Genomic DNA, 19425 nt, shown 5'->3' with positions numbered 1-19425 from the left:
CTGGACGCTGAAGGGATCGACGCGGCGCAGTGAACTCCGAGCGGCATGGGTGGGTGGCCAGTTTCGTCAGCGGGTGCCGATGTTTCAAAAATATACCCCGGGGGGCAGCACCCTGCGCAGCGGATTCACCCTAACTCAGACCCACAGTCCCCGCAGCAATTCGCTCAGTCCGTCCCAGACAATCTGCACACCCAGGCAGAGCAGGATGAAGGCCGACAGGCGCAGGAAGATCACGCTGCCGGCCTCACCCAGGGGCTTGAGCAACTGCTGGGCATAGCGGAAGGCCAGGTACAGCAGCAGCCCGATGGTGACCAGCGCGAGCACGCCGCCGCCCATGCGGGCCAGCGACAGCGACAGCCGCGTGTCGTTGAGCGCCACGCCCACGGTGATGGCCGCGGCGATCGAGCCCGGCCCGCAGCTGATGGGAAACGTGAGCGGGTAGAAGGCCTGGCGGCGCGCCTGTTCGGGCGTGAACGATTCGGCCAGCGCGGTGCGGCGGTCGTCGCTGGCGTGGCTGGCGTTGAGCAGCCGCCATGCCGCCGCGGCCACGATGAGCCCGCCCCCCACCCGCACGATGGGCAGCGAGATGCCGAAAAAGTCCAGCACGTAGGAGCCCACCAGCATGGACCCCACCATGAGCGCAAACATGTTGCGTGCGATGCGCCGCGCCAGCAGCGCGCGGGTGCTGGACGAAGCGCCTTCGGTGAGACCCAGGAAGATGGGCGCGGTGGCCGCCGGGTTGAGGATGGGCAGGATGGCAGCGAACACGAACAGGTAGCTCTTGCCCACCGCCAGCAGCAGTTCGGAGGTCATGCCACGGGCTGTTCCAGCAGGCTCTTCATGCGCCGGCGCAGTGCCTTGTCGCGCTTCTGTTCGTCGTCCCAGTCTGAGCGCACACCGCGCCACAGGGCCACCGCCATGAGCACGATGACCAGCGTGAACGGCAGGGCAAACACGATGGTGGCGGTCTGCACCGCCTTCACACCGCCGGCCAGCAGCAGGCTGATGGCAATGCCCGAGACCAGCAGGCCCCAGACGATCTTGACGCGCGCGCCCGGGTTGGCCTGGCCACCGGTGCTCATCATGCCCAGCACCAGCGTGGCCGAATCACCCGAGGTGACGAAGAACACCAGCACCAGAACCGTCGCCACGCCGCTGAGCAGGCCGCTCATGGGCAGGGTGTCGAACATGGCGAACATGGCGGTGGACACATCGGCGCCCACGGCCTCGGCCATCGGCAGGCCCTGCATGATTTCCTGGTTGAGCGCGGTGCCACCGAACACCGAGAACCACACGAAGGCGGCCAGCGTGGGCGCCAGCACCGTGCCCAGGATGAACTCGCGGATGGTGCGCCCGCGCGACACGCGCGCGATGAACAGGCCCACGAACGGCGACCAGCTCACCCACCAGGCCCAGTAGAAAACGGTCCAGCCGCTGACCCAGCCGCTGTCGCGGAACGGCGTCATGCGCAGGCTCATGCGAACGAACTCGCTCACGTAACTGCCCAGCGTGCTGGTGAAGGTGTCGATGATGGCCACGGTCGGCCCCATCACGAAGACCGCCAGCGTGAGCAGTGCGGCGAGGATGAGGTTGATGTTGGAGAGCCACTTGATGCCCCGGGTGACGCCGGTGACGGCGGAGGTCAGGAACAGCACCGTGGTCACCAGGATGATGCCGACCTGCGAGGCCTCGCCCACCGGCAGGCCCAGGAGCGAATTCAGACCGCTGTTGATCTGCAGCGCGCCCATGCCCAGCGAGGCCGCCACGCCGAACGCGGTGGCGATCACGGCCAGCACGTTGACGACCGGCCCGAGCTTCTTCAGTGGCGCCCACGGCAGCGATTCGACCGCGGTGCTCACCAGCGCGGAACCGCCCTTGCGGAACTGGAAGAAGGCGATGGCCAGTGCCACGATGCTGTAGACCGCCCAGGGGTGCAAGCCCCAATGGAAAAAGCTGTAGCGCATGGCGGCATTGGCCGCCTCGGGCGTGTGGGCCACGATGCCGGGCGGCGGCGCGCCGTAATGGGAGATCGGCTCGGCCACACCCCAGAACACCAGGCCGATGCCCATGCCGGCGGCAAACAACATGGCAAACCACGACCCGATGGAGAACTCCGGTTCGTCGTCTTCGGCGCCCAGCTTGAGATCGCCGTAGCGGCTGAAGGCCAGCACCATCGCCAGCACCACCAGACCCAGCACGACCCACAGGTAGAGCCAGCCGAAGTCGCGCGTGATCATGGCCAGCAGGGTGTCGAACACGCCGCCCAGCGAATCCGGGGCGACGACGCCCCACAGGACGATGGCCAGGATGAGTCCGGCCGAAAAGATGAGTTGCATGGGAATGGTCCTCCAAGTGATGGGTATGCGCCACAACGCGGGACATGGTCTGTCTGGCCGGACACGCAAGGTCCGGCCACTGCATGGCCAGCGGATGGTGTGGATTGGGTCGCACGGGGCGACGAGAGCGACGGCAGCGGTGGCCCGATGTGGCAGGACTGCCCGCTGCGCACCTCCTTCTTCGGAGGGGCACTGGAAGGGACCACGGGGGTCGCTTCGCTGCGGGGCTGTCAGCAAGGGCCGGCACCGCCAGCGCAACCATGTGCGCCGACCATGCCGTCGGTGAGGGCCTGCATTGTCCCCCGATTCGCGCCAAAGGCAGGGTCCAATGCCGCCCACCCCGACGGACCCAACCGCGGGGGGTGGGGAAATACGGGGTCAAACCCACCCATTTCCAACTACAGCCTGGCGCCAGGGCGTCGATACAACCGGGACCTCCCCGGCATTTCTCGACTGGATCTCCCCATGTTCAACCTGTCTTCACTCGGCGTCTCCAAGCGACTCGGCATCCTCGTGGCCAGCGCCGTGGCCGGCCTCGCCGTGCTGCTGGCCATCTTCCTCACCTCCGAAAAAGCGCTGATTCTCGAAGAGCGGCAGGCCGGCGTGCGGCAGACGGTGGAGACCGCGCACGGCCTGGCGGTGCACTTTCACGGCCTGGCCACGCAGGGCAAGATGACCGACGAGCAGGCCAGGGGCCTCGCGCTGGACGCCATCCGCTCCCTGCGCTACAGCGGCACCGAGTACTTCTGGATCAACGACATGCAGCCGGTGATGGTGATGCACCCGATCAAGCCGGACCTCGAGGGCAAGGACCTGAAGGGCAACAAGGACCCGACCGGCAAGCACCTGTTCGTCGAATTCGTCGAGACGGTCAAGAAGTCGGGTGCGGGTTATGTGTCCTACATGTGGCCCAAGCCAGGCAGCGAAGCACCGGTGCAGAAAGTGTCCTATGTGAAGGGTTTTGCGCCTTGGGGCTGGGTGATCGGTTCGGGCGTCTACGTGGACACCGTGACGGCGACCATCTGGGAACGCGCCCTGATGATGGGCCTGAGCTCGCTCGCGCTGGCCGTGCTGCTGTTGGTGGCGGGTCTGGTGGTCGCGCGCAGCATCCTCAGGCAGCTCGGCGGTGAGCCGAGCCACGCCGCCGCCATCACAGACCGCATCGCACAGGGCGACCTGAGCGTGAGCATCGACCTCAAGCCCGGCGACACCCAAAGCCTGCTGCACGGCCTGCGCGCGATGCGCGACAACATGGCCGGCATCGTCGGCCGCGTGCGCCAGGGCAGCGAGTCGGTGGCGCTGGCCAGCAACGAGATCGCGCAGGGCAACCACGACCTGAGCGCGCGCACCGAAAGCCAGGCCAGCGCGCTGGAGCAGACCGCCGCCAGCATGGAGGAGCTGGGCAGCACCGTGCGCCAGAACGCCGACAACGCGCGCCAGGCCAATGCGCTGGCGCAAAGCGCCTCGTCGGTCGCCGTGCAGGGCGGCGAAGTGGTGGGGCAGATGGTCGACAAGATGCGCGCCATCAACGATTCCAGCAAGAAGATCGCCGACATCATTTCGGTGATCGACAGCATCGCCTTCCAGACCAACATCCTCGCGCTCAACGCCGCGGTGGAAGCGGCGCGCGCGGGCGAGCAGGGGCGCGGCTTTGCCGTGGTGGCGGGCGAGGTGCGCCTGCTGGCCGGGCGCAGCGCCGAAGCCGCCAAGGAAATCAAGGGCCTGATCTCCGACAGCGTGGACCGCGTCGATCAAGGCTCGGCCTTGGTGGACCAGGCGCGCAACACCATGAACGAGGTGGTGCAGAGCATCCGCCGCGTCACCGACATCGTGGGCGAGATCAGCTCGGCCAGCACCGAGCAGAGCAGCGCGGTGGCGCAAGTGGGCGAGGCCGTCACCCAGATGGACCAGAGCACGCAGCAGAACGCCGCCATGGTCGAGCAGATCGCATCCGCCGCCAGCGGCCTCAAGAGCCAGGCCAACGAGCTGGTGCAGACGGTGTCGACCTTCAAGCTGGCTGCGGCCTGAGCCGGCTCCAGTCGCGCGAGCGCGCCTGGCCTTCAGGCCGCGCGGTGCATCGCCCGGGACAGCGTTGAAGGTCCGGCGTACCCGGTCTCCCGCGCCACGCGCTTGAGGCCCATGCCGGTGGCCACCATGCGGTGGGCCAGCGCCAGCCGCAGGTTCTCCAGGTATTTGCCGGCGGACACGCCCATCACGGCCTTGAAGCGGTTGGCGAAGGACGTCCGTGACATGCCGCCTTCGAGCGCGAGCGTGGCTAGCGTCCATGGGCTGGCCGGGTCGGCGTGCATGGCGACGAGCGTGCGCGCGATGCGCGGGTCGGCCAGGCCATTGAACAGCCGCATGCTGCCCATCGGCGCGGAGACCAGGTGACGCAACAGGCCGATCAGCAGGATGTCGCCGGCCCGGTTCATGAACAGGGGTTGCCCGCACCGCCGGGTCTCGATCTCCGACGCGATGAGGTGAACGACCTGGATCAGTGACGGGTCCGCCCGCGTCAGGCCGATCTCCAGGGGCTGCCTGAATTCGTCCAGAAAAAGCCGCCCCACCGGGCCATCAAAAGCCACCTCGAAACTCATCCAGAGCACGAGGCCACGCGCGCGCAACGCCTGGACATCCACCCCTTGGCCGGGCGGGCTCACCAGCAGCCGCAGCGCATCGATCAGCGGGGGTTGGCCGTCGGCCGGTGCGGCGCGAACGATGTGCAGGGACAACTCCTGTCCCCGGTCCGACGGCCACACGCGCGGCGACAGACCTTCCAGCAAGGCGGAGAGGCGATCCAGACGGGCTTCGGTCATTTCTGTACGAAAGGCTAACAAAAGTGATCGAATTGTTGCATGGCGTCAAGAACAATGGCGGGCCTTGTCCTTCAAGCCCTTGCCCATGTCTGCTCAGATCGCTGGTATCACGCTGCCCATCCTGGTGATCGTCCTCATCGGTTTCTTCCATGCCCGCTCGGTCAAACCCGATCTGGCGGGTGCCAACCGGCTGGTGGTCGACATCGCCCTGCCGCTGCTCATCTTCACCTCGCTGTCGACCAAGGCTTTCGAAGCACAGACGGCGCTGTGGTTCGCCGGCGGCTCGGTGCTGCTGATCGCGTTGAGCGGTCTGATCGCGTGGCCGCTGAGCCGGCTGGCCGGCCTGTCGCCACGGGCGTTCCTGCCCTGTGTGATGTTCGCCAACGTGGGGCCTGTCGGCATTCCGCTCACCGTGCTGGCCTACGGCCCGCAGGGCCTCGCGCCCGCGCTGATCCTGCTGGTCCTGTCGAACCTGCTGCATTTCTCGCTCGGCACCGGTCTCATGAGCGGGCGCGTCGAGTGGCGCATGGTCTACGCCAACCCGCTGGTGTGGTCCACGCTGCTGGGCCTGGCGTTCTCGATGGTCGGCCTGCGCCTGCCCGAGTGGCTGGGCACGCCGCTCACCATGATCGGCAGCGTGCTCGTGCCCATGATGTTGCTGTCGCTGGGCGCGCGGCTGGCCGTGGCGCAGATCGGCGATGCGCACGTGGGTGTCACCGGCGCGGTGCTGGCGATGGTGGCCCGGCTCATGGCCTGCGGCCTGGTGCTGAGCGTGGTGCCGCTGCAGGGCGTCGAGCGCGGTGCGCTCATCCTCTTTGCGTGCCTGCCTCCCGCTGTCTTCAATTTCCTGCTCGCCGACCGCTTTCACGTGGAGCCCGGCAAGGTGGCTTCCATGGTCATCGTGGGCCATCTCACCGGCCTGGCCTTTCTGCCCCTGGGCATCTGGCTGGCCTTCCTTTGAACCCCTCCCCTGTCCGACCCGAAAGGCGCCCCCATGATCCAGTTCCATTTCCATCCCTCGCCCAACCCGCTGAAGATCGCGCTGTACCTGGAGGAAACCGGTCTGCCTTACGAGTTGATCCCGGTGGACACGCGCAAGGGCGAGCAACACAGCGAGGCCTTCAAGGCGATCAACCCCAATGCCAAGACCCCCGCGATGCTCGATGGCGACACGCGCGTGTTCGACAGCAACGCGATGCTCCTCTACCTGGCCGAGAAGACCGGGCAGTTCGTGCCGCACGACAGCGCGGCAGCGCGTGCCGAGATGTATTCCTGGCTGATGTTCGTGGCCACCGGCATCGGGCCCTACTGCGGCCAGGCGGTGCATTTCAAGCACTTCGCGCCCGAGCCCAAGGCCTATGCGGTCAACCGCTACGACTTCGAGGCCTGGCGCCACTGGACCATCGTCAACGACCACCTCGCCGCGCAGCGCTACATGCTGGGCGACCACTACACCTTCGTCGACATGGCCGTCTGGGGCTGGGCGCGCGTCGCGCCCTTCGTGCTCGGCGACGACGCCTGGGAGAAGCTGCCGCACGTCAAGCGCCTGCTCGACGAGATCAACGCCCGCCCGGCGGCGCAGCGCGCCGAGGCGCTGAAGACGCGCTTCAGCTTCAAGGCCGAGGTGGACGAGGACGCGCGCAAGGTGCTGTTCCCGCAGAACGCGCGTCTCGCCAACGGCGACTGAGGCTACTCCCCGCCGTCCTGCGGCAGCGGCGCCTCGGGCGCCGCCGCCACCATGCGGCTGGCCTGCGCCTGCAGCGCGTCCACCATGGTGTCGAGCTGCTGGCGCTGCGCCGCCGTGAGCCCGGACACCAGCTCGCGGTTGATCGCCGCCACGCGCGGATAGATCGCACCGTACAGCCGCCGCCCTTCGTCGGTGAGGAACACGTTCACCTCGCGCCGGTCCGACGGCTTGGGCTGGCGCACCACCAGCTTCTTGGACGCCAGCGTGGTCAACGTGCGCGAGGTGCGCGCGCGGTCCAGCATGGCGTGCTCGGCCAGCTGCGACGACAGGGCCCCCTCGCGCTCGGCCAGGAACGACAGGATGCGCCACTCGCGCCGCGTGATGCCGAATTCCGACTCGCACATGTGCACCACCAGGCGGCCCGCCGTGATGTGGATGCGGTAGAGCCGGTACAGCAGCAGGTCGGCCTGGTGCTGCGGCTCGATCAGTCGGTCGTGAGAGCTTGTGTCCGGCATGTAGGGAAAACACCCGCATTGATTGATTTCTGCAATTGATTGTCCCTGCATAGCATGGTGAGCTGCACCGGGAAACACCCAACAACCCAGGAGACACAGCATGCAAACACGATGGATGGCGGGCACCTGTCTGGCCCTTGCGGCCTTGGTCAATCCCTTGAGCGGCTTCGCGCAGGACAAGCCGCCGCTGAAGATCGTGGTGGGCTTTCCGCCGGGCGGCTCGGCCGACACGCTGGCGCGGCTGCTCGGCGAGGCACTGCGCAACGACTTCAGCCCCGTCGTGGTGGAGAACCGACCCGGCGCGGGCGGCCGCATTGCGCTGCAACAGGTCAAGCGTTCAGCACCCGACGGGCAGACCGTGATCGTGCTGCCCAGCGGCCCGATGGTGCTCTTCCCCCACGTCTACAAGAAGCTGGACTACGACGCGGTGACGGACTTCACGCCGGTCTCCCTGCTGGCGCGCTTTCAGTTCGGCGTGGTGGCCGGGCCGGCCAGCTCCGCCAGGACGGTGAAGGACATGATCGCGCAGGCCAAGGCACAACCCGGCAAGGCCAGCTACGGCACGCCGGGCCTGGGCACGCTGCCGCACTTCATGGGCGTGCTGTTCGAACAGAAAGCAGGCGCTTCGCTCAACCACGTTCCGTTCCAGGGCGGTGGTCCGGCCAACACCGCGCTGCTGGGCGGCCACATCGACTACAAGTTCGACGTGGTGTCCGAGACCGCCGAACTGCACCGCGCCGGCAAGGTGCGCATCATTGCCGTCACGGGCAGCCAGCGCGATCCGCAGGTGCCCGAGGTGCCCACCTTGAAAGAAGCGGGCATCGACATGGACGCCACCGCCTGGTTTGCCATGTATGGCCCGGCCGGGCTCAGCCCCGGCGTGCTCGCGCGCCTCAACACCGCGGTGGCCCAGGCCATGCAGCGGCCCGAGATGCGCGAGCGCATGCGCGGCCTGGGCTACGACCCGGTGGGCTCCACGCCGGGCGAACTGGCCGCCGAACAGAAATCCGACCTGAAACGCTGGGAAGCCCCGATCAAGGCCACCGGCGTGCAACTCGACTGAGCGACCTCTGAAAGAAGCACCACCCATGAACAACCCCTGCATCTCGCGCCGCCGTCTGAGCGCATTCGCATCCCTCGCGCTGGCCGCCGGCCTTGCACTGGGCGCCACCACCGCCTTCGGCCAGGACAGCTACCCGAACAAGCCGGTGCGCTTCGTCAACAACTTCCCCGCTGGCGGCCCGTCCGATCTGCTGGCCCGCTCGGTGGCGGCGGTGCTGCAGGACACGCTCAAGCAGCCCTTCGTGGTCGAGAACAAGGCCGGCGCGGCCGGCAACATCGGCGCGGCCGACGTGGCCAAGAGCGCGGCCGATGGCTACACCGTGCTGTTCGGCATCGACACCATCTTCACCGTCAACCCGCACCTCTACCCGACGATGCCGTTCAAGCGCGGCGATTTCAAACCGGTGGTGGTGATGGCGTCGTCCGGCCTGCTGGTGGGCGTGAACCCCGCCACCGGCATCAAGAACCTCGCCGGCATGATCCAGGCCGCCAGGACCCAGGGCCTGAACTTCAGCTCGGCCGGCAGCGGCAGCCCGGGCCACCTCGCGGTGGAAGTGATCAAGGAAGCCACGCAGGCCAGGATCACCCACGTGCCCTACCGCGGCAACACGCCGGCCGTGACCGCCGTGCTCTCGGGCGAGGTCGACGGCGGCGTGCTCGCCACGCCCGGCATGCTGCCGCACGTGCAGGCCGGCAAGATCACCGCGCTGGCCGTCACCAGCCGCCAGCGCTCGCGCCTGGCACCCGAGTTGCCGACGGTGAGCGAAGCCGGCCTCAAGGCGCTGGAGCAGGAAGTGCTCTACCTGGTGATGGCACCCGCCGCCACGCCCGACGCGGTGGTGCAGACGCTGCAGAAACACATCATCGACGCGCTCAAGCGCCCCGACCTGCAGACCCGCATGGCCACCCTCGACCTGTTCTACGAAGGCCTCACCGGTGCGCAGGCCGGCCAGCGCATCGACACGCTCTACAACCGTTACGGCCCGATCGTGAAAGCCACCGGCATGAAGGTCGAGTGAGCCGTTCATGACCCAGCGCCCCAACATCATCTACATCGTCTGCGACGACCTCGGCTACGCCGACCTCGGCTGCTATGGCGGGCGCGAGGCCGACTTCGGCGTCGTCTCGCCCAACATCGACCGCCTGGCCGCGGGCGGCGTGAAGTTCACGCAGGGTTATGCCAATTCGCCGGTGTGCTCGCCCACGCGATTCGCGCTCATCACCATGCGCTACCAGTACCGGCTGCGCGGCGCGATGGAAGAGCCGATCAACAGCCGCAGCAAAGGCAGCACCACACTGGGCCTGCCGCCCGAGGTGCCCACCATGCCCTCGCTGCTGAAGGAGGCCGGCTACCACACCACGCTCATCGGCAAGTGGCACCTGGGCTACCCCCCTTCGTTCGGGCCGTTGCGCTCGGGCTACGACGCGTTCTTCGGCATCATGGCCGGCGGCGTGGACTACTTCACCCACTGCTCGTCCAGCGGCGAACACGACCTCTACATCGACGAAGACGAACACCACGAAGTGGGCTACCTCACCGACGTGCTCTCGCAGCGCGCGGTGGACCACGTGCACCAGCGCGCGGCCGACGCGAAAGCCGGCAAGCCCTTCCTGCTCAGCCTGCACTACACCGCGCCGCACTGGCCCTGGGAAACGCGCGACGACGCGCATGTGGCCTGCGACGTGGCGAAGAACCTGTTCCACCTGCACGGCGGCGACGTGCAGACCTACCGCCGCATGATCCACCACATGGACGAAGGCATCGGCAAGCTGATGGCCGCGCTGCGCGAGCACGGACTGGAAGACAACACGCTGGTCGTCTTCACCAGCGACAACGGCGGTGAACGCTTCTCCGACAACTGGCCGCTGGTGGGCGGCAAGATGGACCTCACCGAAGGCGGCATCCGCGTGCCCTGGATCGCCCACTGGCCCGCCGCCATTCCCGCCGGCACCGTGAGCAGGCAGCACTGCATGACGATGGACTGGTCGACCACGCTGCTGGAAGCGGGCGGTGGCCAGGCGGACCCGGACTGGCCGCTGGACGGCGTGAGCCTGCTGGGCGTGCTGCGCGACCCAGTTCAGCGATTTGAGCGCCCGCTCTTCTGGCGCATGAACCACCGCGGCCAGCGCGCGCTGCGCGAGGGCGACTGGAAATACCTGCAGGTGGACGGTCACGAATACCTGTTCAACATCGACAAGGACGAGCGCGAGCGCGCCAACCTCGCCCCGCGCGAGCGCGAGCGGCTGGCGCGCATGCGCGCGCAGTGGCTGGCATGGAACGAAACCGTGCCGCCGATCCCCGCCGACGCCAGCGTGAGCCTGGGCTATTCCATGAAGGACATGCCCCAGCGCTGAGGCGGATACCGCCCAAGTAGGATCGGAGCATGTCCCGCCTGAAACGCCTGCTGCCCTTCCTGAACTGGCCGCGCCCCGACGCCGCCTTGTTGCGCGGCGAGGCCATGGCCGGACTCACCGTGGGCCTGATGGTGGTGCCGCAAGGCGTGGCCTACGCCGCGCTGGCCGGCATGCCGCTGATCACCGGCATCTACGCCTCGCTGCTGCCCGCACTCATCGCGGTGCTGTTCAGCGCCTCGGTGCGCTTGTCGGTCGGGCCCACCGCGCTCACCTGCCTGCTCATCAGCGCCTCGCTCAGCGGGCTGGCCGAGCCCGGCAGCGCGCAGTGGATCGCGCTGGCCGTGTGGCTGGCGCTGCTCAGCGGCCTGCTGCAGATCGTGCTGGGTTTTGTGCGCTTCGGCTGGTTGCTCAACCTGGTGAACTCACCCGTTCTGATGGCGTTCACCCAGGGCGCGGCGGTGCTCATCATCGCCTCGCAGTTGCCGGCGCTGCTCGGGCTGGGCAGCTGGGACAGCCTGGCGGTGGCGGCGCAGGTTCACCTGCCGTCGCTCGCCTTCGGACTGGGCAGCCTTGCCGCGCTCATGCTGGCGCGGCGCTGGCGCCCGGGCTTTCCGACCGTGCTGTCGGTGGTGGTGGCCAGCGCCGCCATCAGTCACGGGGTGGGCTTCGAGGCAGCGGGGGGCGCGGTGATCGGCACGCTGCCGCAGGGCCTGCCCATGCCCTACCTGCCCACCTGGCCGGGCTGGAGCGTTCTCGGCCAGCTGGTGCTGCCCACGCTGGTGATCACGCTGGTGAGTTTTCTGGAGACGGCGTCCAGCGCCAAGGTCGACAGCGGGCAACGCGGCCAGCGCTGGGACCAGGATCAGGACCTGATCGGCCAGGGTCTGGCCAAGCTGGCCTCGGGGTTCTGTGGCGCGTTTCCCACCAGTTCGTCGTTCTCGCGCTCCGCGCTCAACCTGTACGCGGGCGCCAAAACCGGCTGGGCCACCGTGTTCTCGGTGGTGGTGGTCGTGGTGGCGCTGCTGGTGCTCACTCCGCTGCTGCACCACGTGCCGATGGCGGTGCTGGCGGCCATCGTGATGGTGGCCATCCTGGGCCTCATCAAGCCGCGCGCCTTCGTGCAGCTGTGGACGCTGTCCCGGGTGGAGGCCGGCATCGCGGGCGTCACCTTCGCCGTGACCTTGCTGGCCGCGCCGCGCCTGTACTGGGGTGTTCTCGCGGGCGTGCTGATGGCACTCTCCCACTTCCTCTACCTGCGGCTGCACCCGCGCATCATCGAGGTCGGCCTGCACCCGGACGGCAGCCTGCGCGACCGCCACCTGTGGCGGCTGCCACCGCTGGCGCCGGACCTCTACGCGCTGCGCATGGACGCCGCGCTCGATTTCGCCACCGCCAATGGTTTCGAGCGCGCGGTGGCCGAGCACATCGCGACCCATCCCGGCACCCGCCACGTGATGTGGATCGCGCACCCCATCAACTGGATCGACGCCACCGGTGCCGAGGCCTTCGGCCGTTTGCGCGAGCACCTGGACGACCTGCGCATCGAGCTGCATCTGGTGGGCATCAAGCTGCCGGTGGAGGAGGTTCTCCAGCGGGCCGGCTACCTGGACGCAGGTCCACGGCTTCACCTCTACCGCACCGAAGCCGAGGCGCTGCGCGCCACGCAGGCGTTGTCCGGCGCGCCGAGCTGAGCGCTCCGCCCGGCCAACGGGGTCAAGAAACGCACGGTTCGCGCCGATATCTCGGAAGACCCCCGTTGTTGCCCTGCATGTTGGGGTCAAATATGAACCGTTGCCGCTGGCATGCTCACGGTGGTGTCAGCCGGGCCCAAGAGCCTTCGGCGAACATGGCGCCGCGTGCCCCGGGCACAGCAACATCAGGGTTGAACAAAAAAGTGCTTTCTGGAGCCTTGATGAGCTGCCGCGTGTTGATGGTTGACGACAACGAGAACGACCTGCTGTTCACCCGCATCGCCTTGCAGCGCTGCGGAGTCGACTATGAGGTTCGCACGTTCGAGCGGGCGCAAGAGGCGCTCAGCCTGCTGGCCACCGATCCCGCGCACGGCACCGACCTCATCCTGCTGGACATCAACATGCCCGTCATGGACGGTTTCAGCTTCCTGCGGGCCTTTGAAGCCTTGCCTGCCAGGCAGCGCGGCCACGCCGTGGTGGTGATGCTCTCGTCCTCGTCCGACCCGGCGGACCGCGCCCGCGCCGCGCGTCACGGCTGCGTCCGGGGATTCATGAACAAGCCGTTGGAAAAAACAGCGGCCGCCAGCCTGATCCATCTGGTCCGCGCACCATGACACCCGGTCAGACCAGCCGCCGATGGGCGCTGGCACTGTGGTGCGCGGGTGTATTGCTCAGTGCCCTGGCCGCCGGGCAGGTGCAGCGCGACAACCACCGGCGCTTGGTGGCGCACACCAGCGCTGCCGCCGATGCGCTGGGCGCCGCGATCCAGGAGCGCTTCAAGCACTACGAATACGGCTTGCGAGGTGCTCGCGGAGCGGTGGCCGCCAGCGGCGGAGACCGGGTCACGCGCGAACAGTTCAAGGCCTATGTGAACAGCCGCGAGAGCCGGGAGTTTCCCGGCGCACGCGGCTTCGGCTTCATCCGGCGGGTACCGCGGGCCGACGAGGCCGCCTTCGTGGCCCGCGCCCGCAGCGAGGGCCCCGCAGACTTCAGCATCCGTGAGCTGGCGCCGCACGCACACGACCGTTTCGTCATCCAGTACATCTACCCCGAGGAGGCCAACCAGGGCGCGACCGGTCTGGACATCGCCTCCGAACCCAGCCGCCGCACGGCGGCGCTGGTGGCAGCGCGTGAGGCCGAGGCCCGCCTGACCGCCCCCACCACCCTGGTGCAGGCCAGCGGGCTGGCGCGCCGGGGATTCCTGTTGCTGCTGCCGGTGTACCCCGACTTCCCGCCCAGCCCGGAACCGGCGGCTCGCGAGGCCGCCACGCTGGGCTGGACCTACGCGCCCCTGGTGGTCGACGAGGTGCTGGCCGACCTGGCGCCCCAGTTGCGCACGGTGGCGATCTCTCTGACCGACGGCGCCGAGCAGGTGCCTTTTTTTGAATCGCAAGATGCGTTCCGCTCGGACGTGGAGATCATCCGCCCGCTGGATGTCCAGGGCCGCCAGTGGGTGATGCGCGTGGCCCCGCTGCCCGTTCTGATCACGTCGACCCACACCGGCTCGGTCGCATCAACCCTGATGGCGGGGCTGGTCTTGAGCAGCCTGCTGGCCGTGGGCCTGGCCTTGCTGCTGGAGCACCGCTGGCGCGCGCAAGAGCACACGCCCCCAGCAACGGTGACGCGGCAGTTTCGCCGCCAGCCCGTGCACCTGGCGGCTTTCCTGCGCAGCCGGCTCGCCCTGCGCGCCGGCCTGGGTTTTGCCGTGGTGCTGGCGCTGCTGGTCACCAACGACTACTTCCAGCAGCTCAAGACACAGCACCAGCAAGCCGAACTGGCGCTGCAGGCTGCCGTGGACTCGCTGGCACGCACCGCCGAAGGCAAGTACGCCGAGCGGCGGCGCAGCGTGCTGTTTCTGGCCAACACGCCGCCGGTCAAGGGTCTGGTTCGGGCCCTGCAGCAGGGGGGTGTGGATACGCAGGAGGCGTCCACCGAGGCACTGTGGCGGCGTCGCATGGAGCAGATCTTCACCGCCTACCTCGCCGCCACGCCCGAGGTGTTCATGGTGCGTTTCGTTGGCGCCGCCCATGAGGGCCAGGAAATCGTGCGTGTGACACACCAGGACGGCCAGATCGTGGTGGCACCGCCCGATCGCCTGCAACGCAAGGGCGACATGCCGTACATGCGAGAGGCGCTGCGCCTGGGGGACGGCCATGTCTTCGTGTCGGAGGTGAACCTCAAGCGGGAATACGGCCCGGTGGATCTGCCGCACCGCCCCACCATCCGCTACGCCACACCCGTGTACGACCCCCAGGGCCGGGTGTTTGGCGCGATCGTGATCAACGTGGATCTGACCGGGCGACTGGGTGTGCTGCCGGCCGGCGCTGGCCCCATGCCAGAGGTCTACGCGACCAATGCGCACGGGGATTTTGTGGTCCACCCCGATCCATCGATGACCTTTGGCTTCAACCTGGGCCAACGCCACCTGTGGAGCGACGGGTTCCAGCCGGCCGTTGCCCCCGATGCGTCCACCGGGGAGCGCATCACGTGGTGGAACGGTCCTCAGGGCCTGGTGATGGCCGCACACGCCAGCGTGATCGGCAACCCCGATTCGTCCATCGGCGTCCTGCGCTACACGGCCACCCGCCTGGAGAGCGATCTGAAAGCGGCGGCACTCGCCCACGCGCGCAGGGCCCTGCCTCCCATGCTGGCCGCGGGCCTCGTCGGCGCTTTCATGCTTTATCTGTACTGGGTGGGCGTGCAGCGCAGGTTTCAGGCGCGCGAGGATCGCCTGCAGCTCGCCGCCATCGTCGACCAGTCCCCCGATGCCATCGTTGGCCTGGATACCCAGGGCCGCGTGACATCGTGGAACCGCGGCGCGCAGCGGCTCTTTGGTTACACGGCGAAGGAAGCCATGGGGCAGGGGCTGGATGCGCTCACCATGCCACCTGGCCAGCCGATGCGGGCGATCGGGACACTGCCCGATTCGGGTGATGCACCGCCGATGGAACTGTGGCGCCAGACGCGCACCGGTCAGGCCCTGCTGGTGGCCATGACCCTGTCGCGGCTGGACGACGAGGCGGGCTCGCCGATGGGCGCATCGGTGATCGTGCGCGACATCACGGCCGAGCGCGCGGCCCAGCGCAAGGTGATGGAACTCAAGGAGGGCCTGGAGAGGCAGGTGCAGGACCGCACGGCCGCCCTGGTCGAGGAGCACGAGCGGCTCGACAACATCCTGCGCGGCACCGACGCCGGCACCTGGGAATGGAACGTGCAGACCGGAGAGTTGCGTGTCAACGAGCGCTGGGCCAGCATCATCGGCTACCGCATCGACGAACTCGCGCCGCTCTCCGTGGATCGTTGGCTGGAGCGGCTTCACCCGGGCGACGAGGCACTGACCGACGGGATGCTGCAAGGACATTTCTGCGGTGCTTTCGACATGTACGAATGTGAGGTGCGCGCGCGCCACCGGGACGGTCACTGGGTCTGGGTGCTCGACCGCGGCCGGGTGCGCAGCTGGACCGCCGATGGACAGCCCGAGTGGATGTACGGCACACACCAGGACATCTCCGCGAGCAAGCAGGCGCAAGAGAACACAGCCCGCAGCGAGGCGCTGTTGCGGGGCGCGATCGACGCGGTCGACGAAGCTTTCGTGCTGTTTGATCCCGACGATCGGCTGGTCTTCTGCAACGACAAGTACCGCCGGGTCTACCCGAGCGTGGCGCATCTGATGGTTCGGGGTGCGACCTTCGAGTCGCTCGTGCGCGCCGGCGCCGAACTCGGCGACTACGAGGACGCCATTGGTCGTGTGGACGACTGGGTCGCCGAGCGCCTTGCGGCTCACCGCAGTGCCAACACCGAGCTGGTGCAGAAGCTCACGAACGGCCGCACGATGCGCATCATCGAGCGCCGCATGCCCGATGGCCACACCGTGGGTTTCCGCATCGACATCACCGACCTCGTACAGGCCAAGGAACAGGCGCAGGAAGCCTCGCGCATCAAGGGCGAGTTCCTGGCCAACATGAGCCACGAAATCCGCACGCCGCTCAACGCCATGATCGGCATGACCCACCTGCTGGGCGACACACCACTCACCCCATACCAGACGCAACTGCTGTCGAAGTCGCGGGTGGCCAGCCGCTCGCTGCTGGGCCTGGTCAACGACGTGCTCGACCTGGCCAAGATCGAGGCCGGGGGTTTCGATCTGGACCAGAAACCCTTCAGCCCGCAGGACATGCTGGGCGAGATGGATGCGCTGTTCCGTCCCCAGGCCGAGGCCGCCGGCATCCGCTACCTGATCACGGTGGCGCACGATGTGCCGCGCGTGCTGCTGGGCGACGCCCTGCGCGTGCGGCAGATCTTCATCAACCTGATCGGCAACGCGCTGAAATTCACGCAGGCGGGCAACGTGTGGGTGATGCTGGACACCGTGGCGATGGACGATGCCCAGGTGCGCCTGCGCGGCACGGTGCGCGACACCGGCACCGGCATCGATGCCGACACGCAGTCCCGGCTGTTCACGCCGTTCACCCAGGCCGACTCCTCCTCCACCCGCCGATTCAGTGGCACCGGTCTGGGCCTGTCGATCGTGCGCAAGCTCACCGAGATGATGGGCGGCGAGGTGGGACTGCGCAGCGAACCCGGGCGCGGCAGCGAGTTCTGGTTCGAGCTGGTGTTGCAGCGCCCCTCGGCTGCCGCGCTGCAGGCCCTGGGCGCCGCCGCGCGCGACAACGGGGTGCGCCTGGAGGCGCCCGGGCAGGCGCTGCGCCACCTCAACCTGCTGCTGGTGGACGACAGCGAGATCAACCTGGAAGTGGCCTCAGGTCTGCTCGGACGCGAAGGTGCCCGGGTGTGCCTGGCGCGCACCGGACGCGAGGCCCTGGAGGCCATCCGCGCCACACCCCAGGCCTTCGACGCGGTGCTGATGGACCTGCAGATGCCCGAGATGGACGGCCTGGAGGCCACGCGGCGCGTGCGCGGCGAGCTCGGCCTGACCCATCTGCCGGTGATTGCGCTCACGGCAGGCGCGCTCGCCGAAGAACGCCTGCATGCCAAGGAGGCCGGCATGAACGGTTTCCTCACCAAACCGCTGGACCCCGAGCGGCTGGTGCGCATGGTGCGCGAGTGCGTCGACCAGGCGAGCGCAAACGCCGTCCACGCGCCCGATCCGCCGGGCGTGCCCACGGCGTTTGCACCACCGGACGGCGCCTGGCCACAGGTCCCCGGCCTGGACAGCGCGCTGGCCCAACACCGGCTGGGGGGCGACCTGGAGCTGTGGCTGAAGTCGCTTCAGCGTCTGCAGGACGAGTTCGGCGACCTCGCGGTGCGCACCCTCGCCCTGCCCGAGGCCGGCACCGGGCGCCAGACGCTCGCCGCGCGGCTGCACAAGTTGCGCGGCAGCGCCGGCACGCTGGGCGCCACCGAGCTGATGCAGCTCGCCCAGGCACTCGAGACCGGCCTGATCGACAACCGCCCCCCTGCGCAGCTCGACGCGCGTTGGCGCGCGCTGCAGAACGCGCTGGAGGCGCTGCGCCGCCACAGCGAACCGGTCTTGAAGGCCGCTCGCAGCGCCGCGTCTTGCAACACAGCCCCGGAGCCCCCGGGAGCCGACGCCGACATCCCGCACTTTGTGGAGCTGCTGCAGCGCCAGGACCTCGACGCCCTGGCCTGGTGGAAGCTGCACGCCAGCGGGTTGAGGGTTCGACTGGGTGCGGCCACAGTGGAACGCGTGGGACACTGGCTCGACGAGCTCGATTTCGCGAGCGCCAGTGCAGCCTTGACCGAGGAGCTTCCACCATGATCAGCCCCACCACCGGGCTTGAGACCGCCGCGGCGCCGCCGCTGCTGCCCGACATCCTGATCGTCGACGACGATCCGGGGATGGTGCAGGCCCTGGCGCGGGTGATCCGCCCGCTGGGGCGCCTGCGCTTTGCCACCCAGGGTCTGGACGCGCTGCGGCTGATGGCCGAGTCGCCGCCCGACCTGGTGCTGCTCGATGCCCAGATGCCGGGCATGTCCGGCTTCGAGGTGCTGGAAGCCATCAAGGGCGACCCGATGCTGGCCGACATCCCGGTGATCTTCGTGACCAGCCACGCCGAAGCCAGCTTCGAGCAGACCGGGCTGGAGAAAGGCGCGGCCGACTTCATCGCCAAACCGATCCGACCGGCCATCGTGCAGGCACGCGTGCGCACCCAGCTGCGGCTCAAGCAGGCCAACGACGCGCTCAAGCAGGTGGCCGCCACCGACCGCCTGAACCTGGCCGAGGCCCTGGTTGAACTGCGGGAGAGCCATGCCCAGCTGCTCAAGACCGCCGAGGAACTGCAGCTCGCCAACGAAGGCCTGCTGCAGTTCGTGCGCATCTCGTCCCACGACCTGCGCGAGCCGCTGAACACCGTGGTGCAGTTCATCGGGCTGGTGGAAGAAGACCACAGCGCAGACCTGCCCCCGGACACACGCCACTACCTCAAGCTGGTGCGCAACGCGGGCGAGCGCATGCGCACACTGCTCGACGATGTGGTGCGCTATGCGCGCCTGCAACATGGCGAGACCGAGCCGCGCACACCGGTGGCCCTGGCACCGCTCATGACCGAGGTCTGCGATGCCCTGGCCGCGCAGCTGGACGCCACCGGTGCGCAATTGCACATCGGCGAGCTGCCGGTGGTCACGGGTCACGCGAGCCTGCTCTCCCAGCTGTTCCAGAACCTGGTGACCAACGCACTGAAGTTCATGCCGCCGGGCCGCGCGCCCCGCATCGAGATCACGGCCGAGACCCACGCCGGCATGACCATGGTCAGCGTGAAGGACAACGGCATCGGTATCTCGCCCGAAGGCATGGACAAGCTGTTCCAGCCGTTTGCACGGCTGAACCTCCGGCGCGAATTCGAAGGCTCGGGGCTGGGGCTGGCGATCAGCCGCCAGATTGCCGAGACACACGGCGGCACGATCACCGTGCGATCGCAACCGGACGAAGGCTCGGCGTTCGACGTGCGGCTGCCGCTGGCTTGAACCCGGTTTCCGGGCGCT

14 protein-coding genes are annotated in these 19425 nt (G+C 68.3%); 10 read left to right on the top strand and 4 right to left on the bottom strand.

The annotated features are described in order from the left end of the window. Window positions 1-135: 135 nt before the first annotated feature. Entirely contained in the window at window positions 136-813 is a 678-nt protein-coding gene (locus V6M63_RS22360; protein WP_332745493.1) for a MarC family protein, read from the bottom strand. After that, a complete protein-coding gene (locus V6M63_RS22355; protein WP_332745491.1) occupies window positions 810-2336 on the bottom strand; it encodes a BCCT family transporter in 1527 nt (508 codons plus the stop codon). Before V6M63_RS22355 ends, V6M63_RS22360 begins: the two co-directional genes overlap by 4 nt. 465 nt (window positions 2337-2801) lie before the next feature. On the opposite strand from V6M63_RS22355, the gene V6M63_RS22350 reads away from it, so the two are divergent. Then, window positions 2802-4364 (top strand): methyl-accepting chemotaxis protein, encoded by a 1563-nt coding sequence (locus V6M63_RS22350; RefSeq protein ID WP_332745489.1) that lies wholly within the window; start codon window positions 2802-2804, stop codon window positions 4362-4364. A 32-nt stretch (window positions 4365-4396) separates the two neighbouring features. On the opposite strand, the gene V6M63_RS22345 is transcribed toward V6M63_RS22350, so the two are convergent. Continuing rightward, a complete protein-coding gene (locus tag V6M63_RS22345) occupies window positions 4397-5152 on the bottom strand; it encodes a helix-turn-helix domain-containing protein (RefSeq protein WP_332745487.1) in 756 nt (251 codons plus the stop codon). Between the two features lie 85 nt (window positions 5153-5237). Between V6M63_RS22345 and V6M63_RS22340 the strand changes: the two genes are divergently transcribed. Further along, a complete protein-coding gene (locus V6M63_RS22340; RefSeq protein ID WP_332745486.1) occupies window positions 5238-6113 on the top strand; it encodes an AEC family transporter in 876 nt (291 codons plus the stop codon). A gap of 33 nt (window positions 6114-6146) precedes the next feature. Then, a complete protein-coding gene (locus tag V6M63_RS22335; protein ID WP_332745485.1) occupies window positions 6147-6839 on the top strand; it encodes a glutathione S-transferase family protein in 693 nt (230 codons plus the stop codon). Between the two features lie 2 nt (window positions 6840-6841). Here the strand turns inward: V6M63_RS22335 and V6M63_RS22330 are convergent, their stop codons facing one another. Further along, window positions 6842-7354, bottom strand: a complete 513-nt coding sequence (locus tag V6M63_RS22330) for a MarR family winged helix-turn-helix transcriptional regulator (protein WP_332745483.1) — start codon at window positions 7352-7354, stop codon at window positions 6842-6844. 100 nt (window positions 7355-7454) lie between these two features. Here V6M63_RS22330 and V6M63_RS22325 point away from each other — a divergent pair, with 100 nt between their 5' ends. The 7 genes from V6M63_RS22325 to V6M63_RS22295 all read left to right on the top strand — a co-directional run bounded on the left by V6M63_RS22325 (window position 7455) and on the right by V6M63_RS22295 (window position 19407). Continuing rightward, on the top strand, window positions 7455-8417 hold the full coding sequence (locus V6M63_RS22325) for a Bug family tripartite tricarboxylate transporter substrate binding protein (protein WP_332745482.1): 963 nt from the start codon (window positions 7455-7457) through the stop codon (window positions 8415-8417). Window positions 8418-8442: 25 nt separating this feature from the next. Beyond that, window positions 8443-9435: a Bug family tripartite tricarboxylate transporter substrate binding protein gene (locus V6M63_RS22320; RefSeq protein ID WP_332745481.1), complete on the top strand. Its 993-nt coding sequence runs from the start codon at window positions 8443-8445 to the stop codon at window positions 9433-9435. Window positions 9436-9442: 7 nt separating this feature from the next. Further along, complete coding sequence (locus tag V6M63_RS22315; RefSeq protein ID WP_332745479.1) at window positions 9443-10771, top strand: sulfatase family protein; 1329 nt, start codon at window positions 9443-9445, stop codon at window positions 10769-10771. 29 nt (window positions 10772-10800) lie between these two features. Next, complete coding sequence (locus V6M63_RS22310; protein ID WP_332745478.1) at window positions 10801-12462, top strand: SulP family inorganic anion transporter; 1662 nt, start codon at window positions 10801-10803, stop codon at window positions 12460-12462. Window positions 12463-12554: 92 nt separating this feature from the next. Then, window positions 12555-13076, top strand: coding sequence for a response regulator (locus V6M63_RS22305; protein WP_332745477.1), 522 nt, complete (start codon window positions 12555-12557; stop codon window positions 13074-13076). Continuing rightward, entirely contained in the window at window positions 13073-18202 is a 5130-nt protein-coding gene (locus tag V6M63_RS22300; protein ID WP_332745476.1) for a CHASE domain-containing protein, read from the top strand. The genes V6M63_RS22305 and V6M63_RS22300 overlap by 4 nt, the downstream gene beginning before the upstream one ends. Beyond that, window positions 18199-19407, top strand: coding sequence for a sensor histidine kinase (locus V6M63_RS22295; RefSeq protein ID WP_332745475.1), 1209 nt, complete (start codon window positions 18199-18201; stop codon window positions 19405-19407). The genes V6M63_RS22300 and V6M63_RS22295 overlap by 4 nt, the downstream gene beginning before the upstream one ends. The last annotated feature ends 18 nt before the right edge of the window (window positions 19408-19425 follow it).

The sequence above is a fragment of the Hydrogenophaga sp. genome (assembly GCF_036675665.1).
In the GTDB taxonomy this organism is placed as follows: domain Bacteria; phylum Pseudomonadota; class Gammaproteobacteria; order Burkholderiales; family Burkholderiaceae_C; genus Hydrogenophaga.
This window is presented reverse-complemented; position numbering and strand designations above follow the sequence as displayed.

Bases quoted from the DNA above. Each gene is read 5' to 3' on its own strand.
- V6M63_RS22360 (WP_332745493.1), bottom strand. From the start codon at position 813: ATGACCTCCGAACTGCTGCTGGCGGTGGGCAAGAGCTACCTGTTCGTG.
- V6M63_RS22355 (WP_332745491.1), bottom strand. From the start codon at position 2,336: ATGCAACTCATCTTTTCGGCCGGACTCATCCTGGCCATCGTCCTGTGG.
- V6M63_RS22350 (WP_332745489.1), top strand. From the start codon at position 2,802: ATGTTCAACCTGTCTTCACTCGGCGTCTCCAAGCGACTCGGCATCCTC.
- V6M63_RS22345 (WP_332745487.1), bottom strand. From the start codon at position 5,152: ATGACCGAAGCCCGTCTGGATCGCCTCTCCGCCTTGCTGGAAGGTCTG.
- V6M63_RS22340 (WP_332745486.1), top strand. From the start codon at position 5,238: ATGTCTGCTCAGATCGCTGGTATCACGCTGCCCATCCTGGTGATCGTC.
- V6M63_RS22335 (WP_332745485.1), top strand. From the start codon at position 6,147: ATGATCCAGTTCCATTTCCATCCCTCGCCCAACCCGCTGAAGATCGCG.
- V6M63_RS22330 (WP_332745483.1), bottom strand. From the start codon at position 7,354: ATGCCGGACACAAGCTCTCACGACCGACTGATCGAGCCGCAGCACCAG.
- V6M63_RS22325 (WP_332745482.1), top strand. From the start codon at position 7,455: ATGCAAACACGATGGATGGCGGGCACCTGTCTGGCCCTTGCGGCCTTG.
- V6M63_RS22320 (WP_332745481.1), top strand. From the start codon at position 8,443: ATGAACAACCCCTGCATCTCGCGCCGCCGTCTGAGCGCATTCGCATCC.
- V6M63_RS22315 (WP_332745479.1), top strand. From the start codon at position 9,443: ATGACCCAGCGCCCCAACATCATCTACATCGTCTGCGACGACCTCGGC.
- V6M63_RS22310 (WP_332745478.1), top strand. From the start codon at position 10,801: ATGTCCCGCCTGAAACGCCTGCTGCCCTTCCTGAACTGGCCGCGCCCC.
- V6M63_RS22305 (WP_332745477.1), top strand. From the start codon at position 12,555: ATGAACCGTTGCCGCTGGCATGCTCACGGTGGTGTCAGCCGGGCCCAA.
- V6M63_RS22300 (WP_332745476.1), top strand. From the start codon at position 13,073: ATGACACCCGGTCAGACCAGCCGCCGATGGGCGCTGGCACTGTGGTGC.
- V6M63_RS22295 (WP_332745475.1), top strand. From the start codon at position 18,199: ATGATCAGCCCCACCACCGGGCTTGAGACCGCCGCGGCGCCGCCGCTG.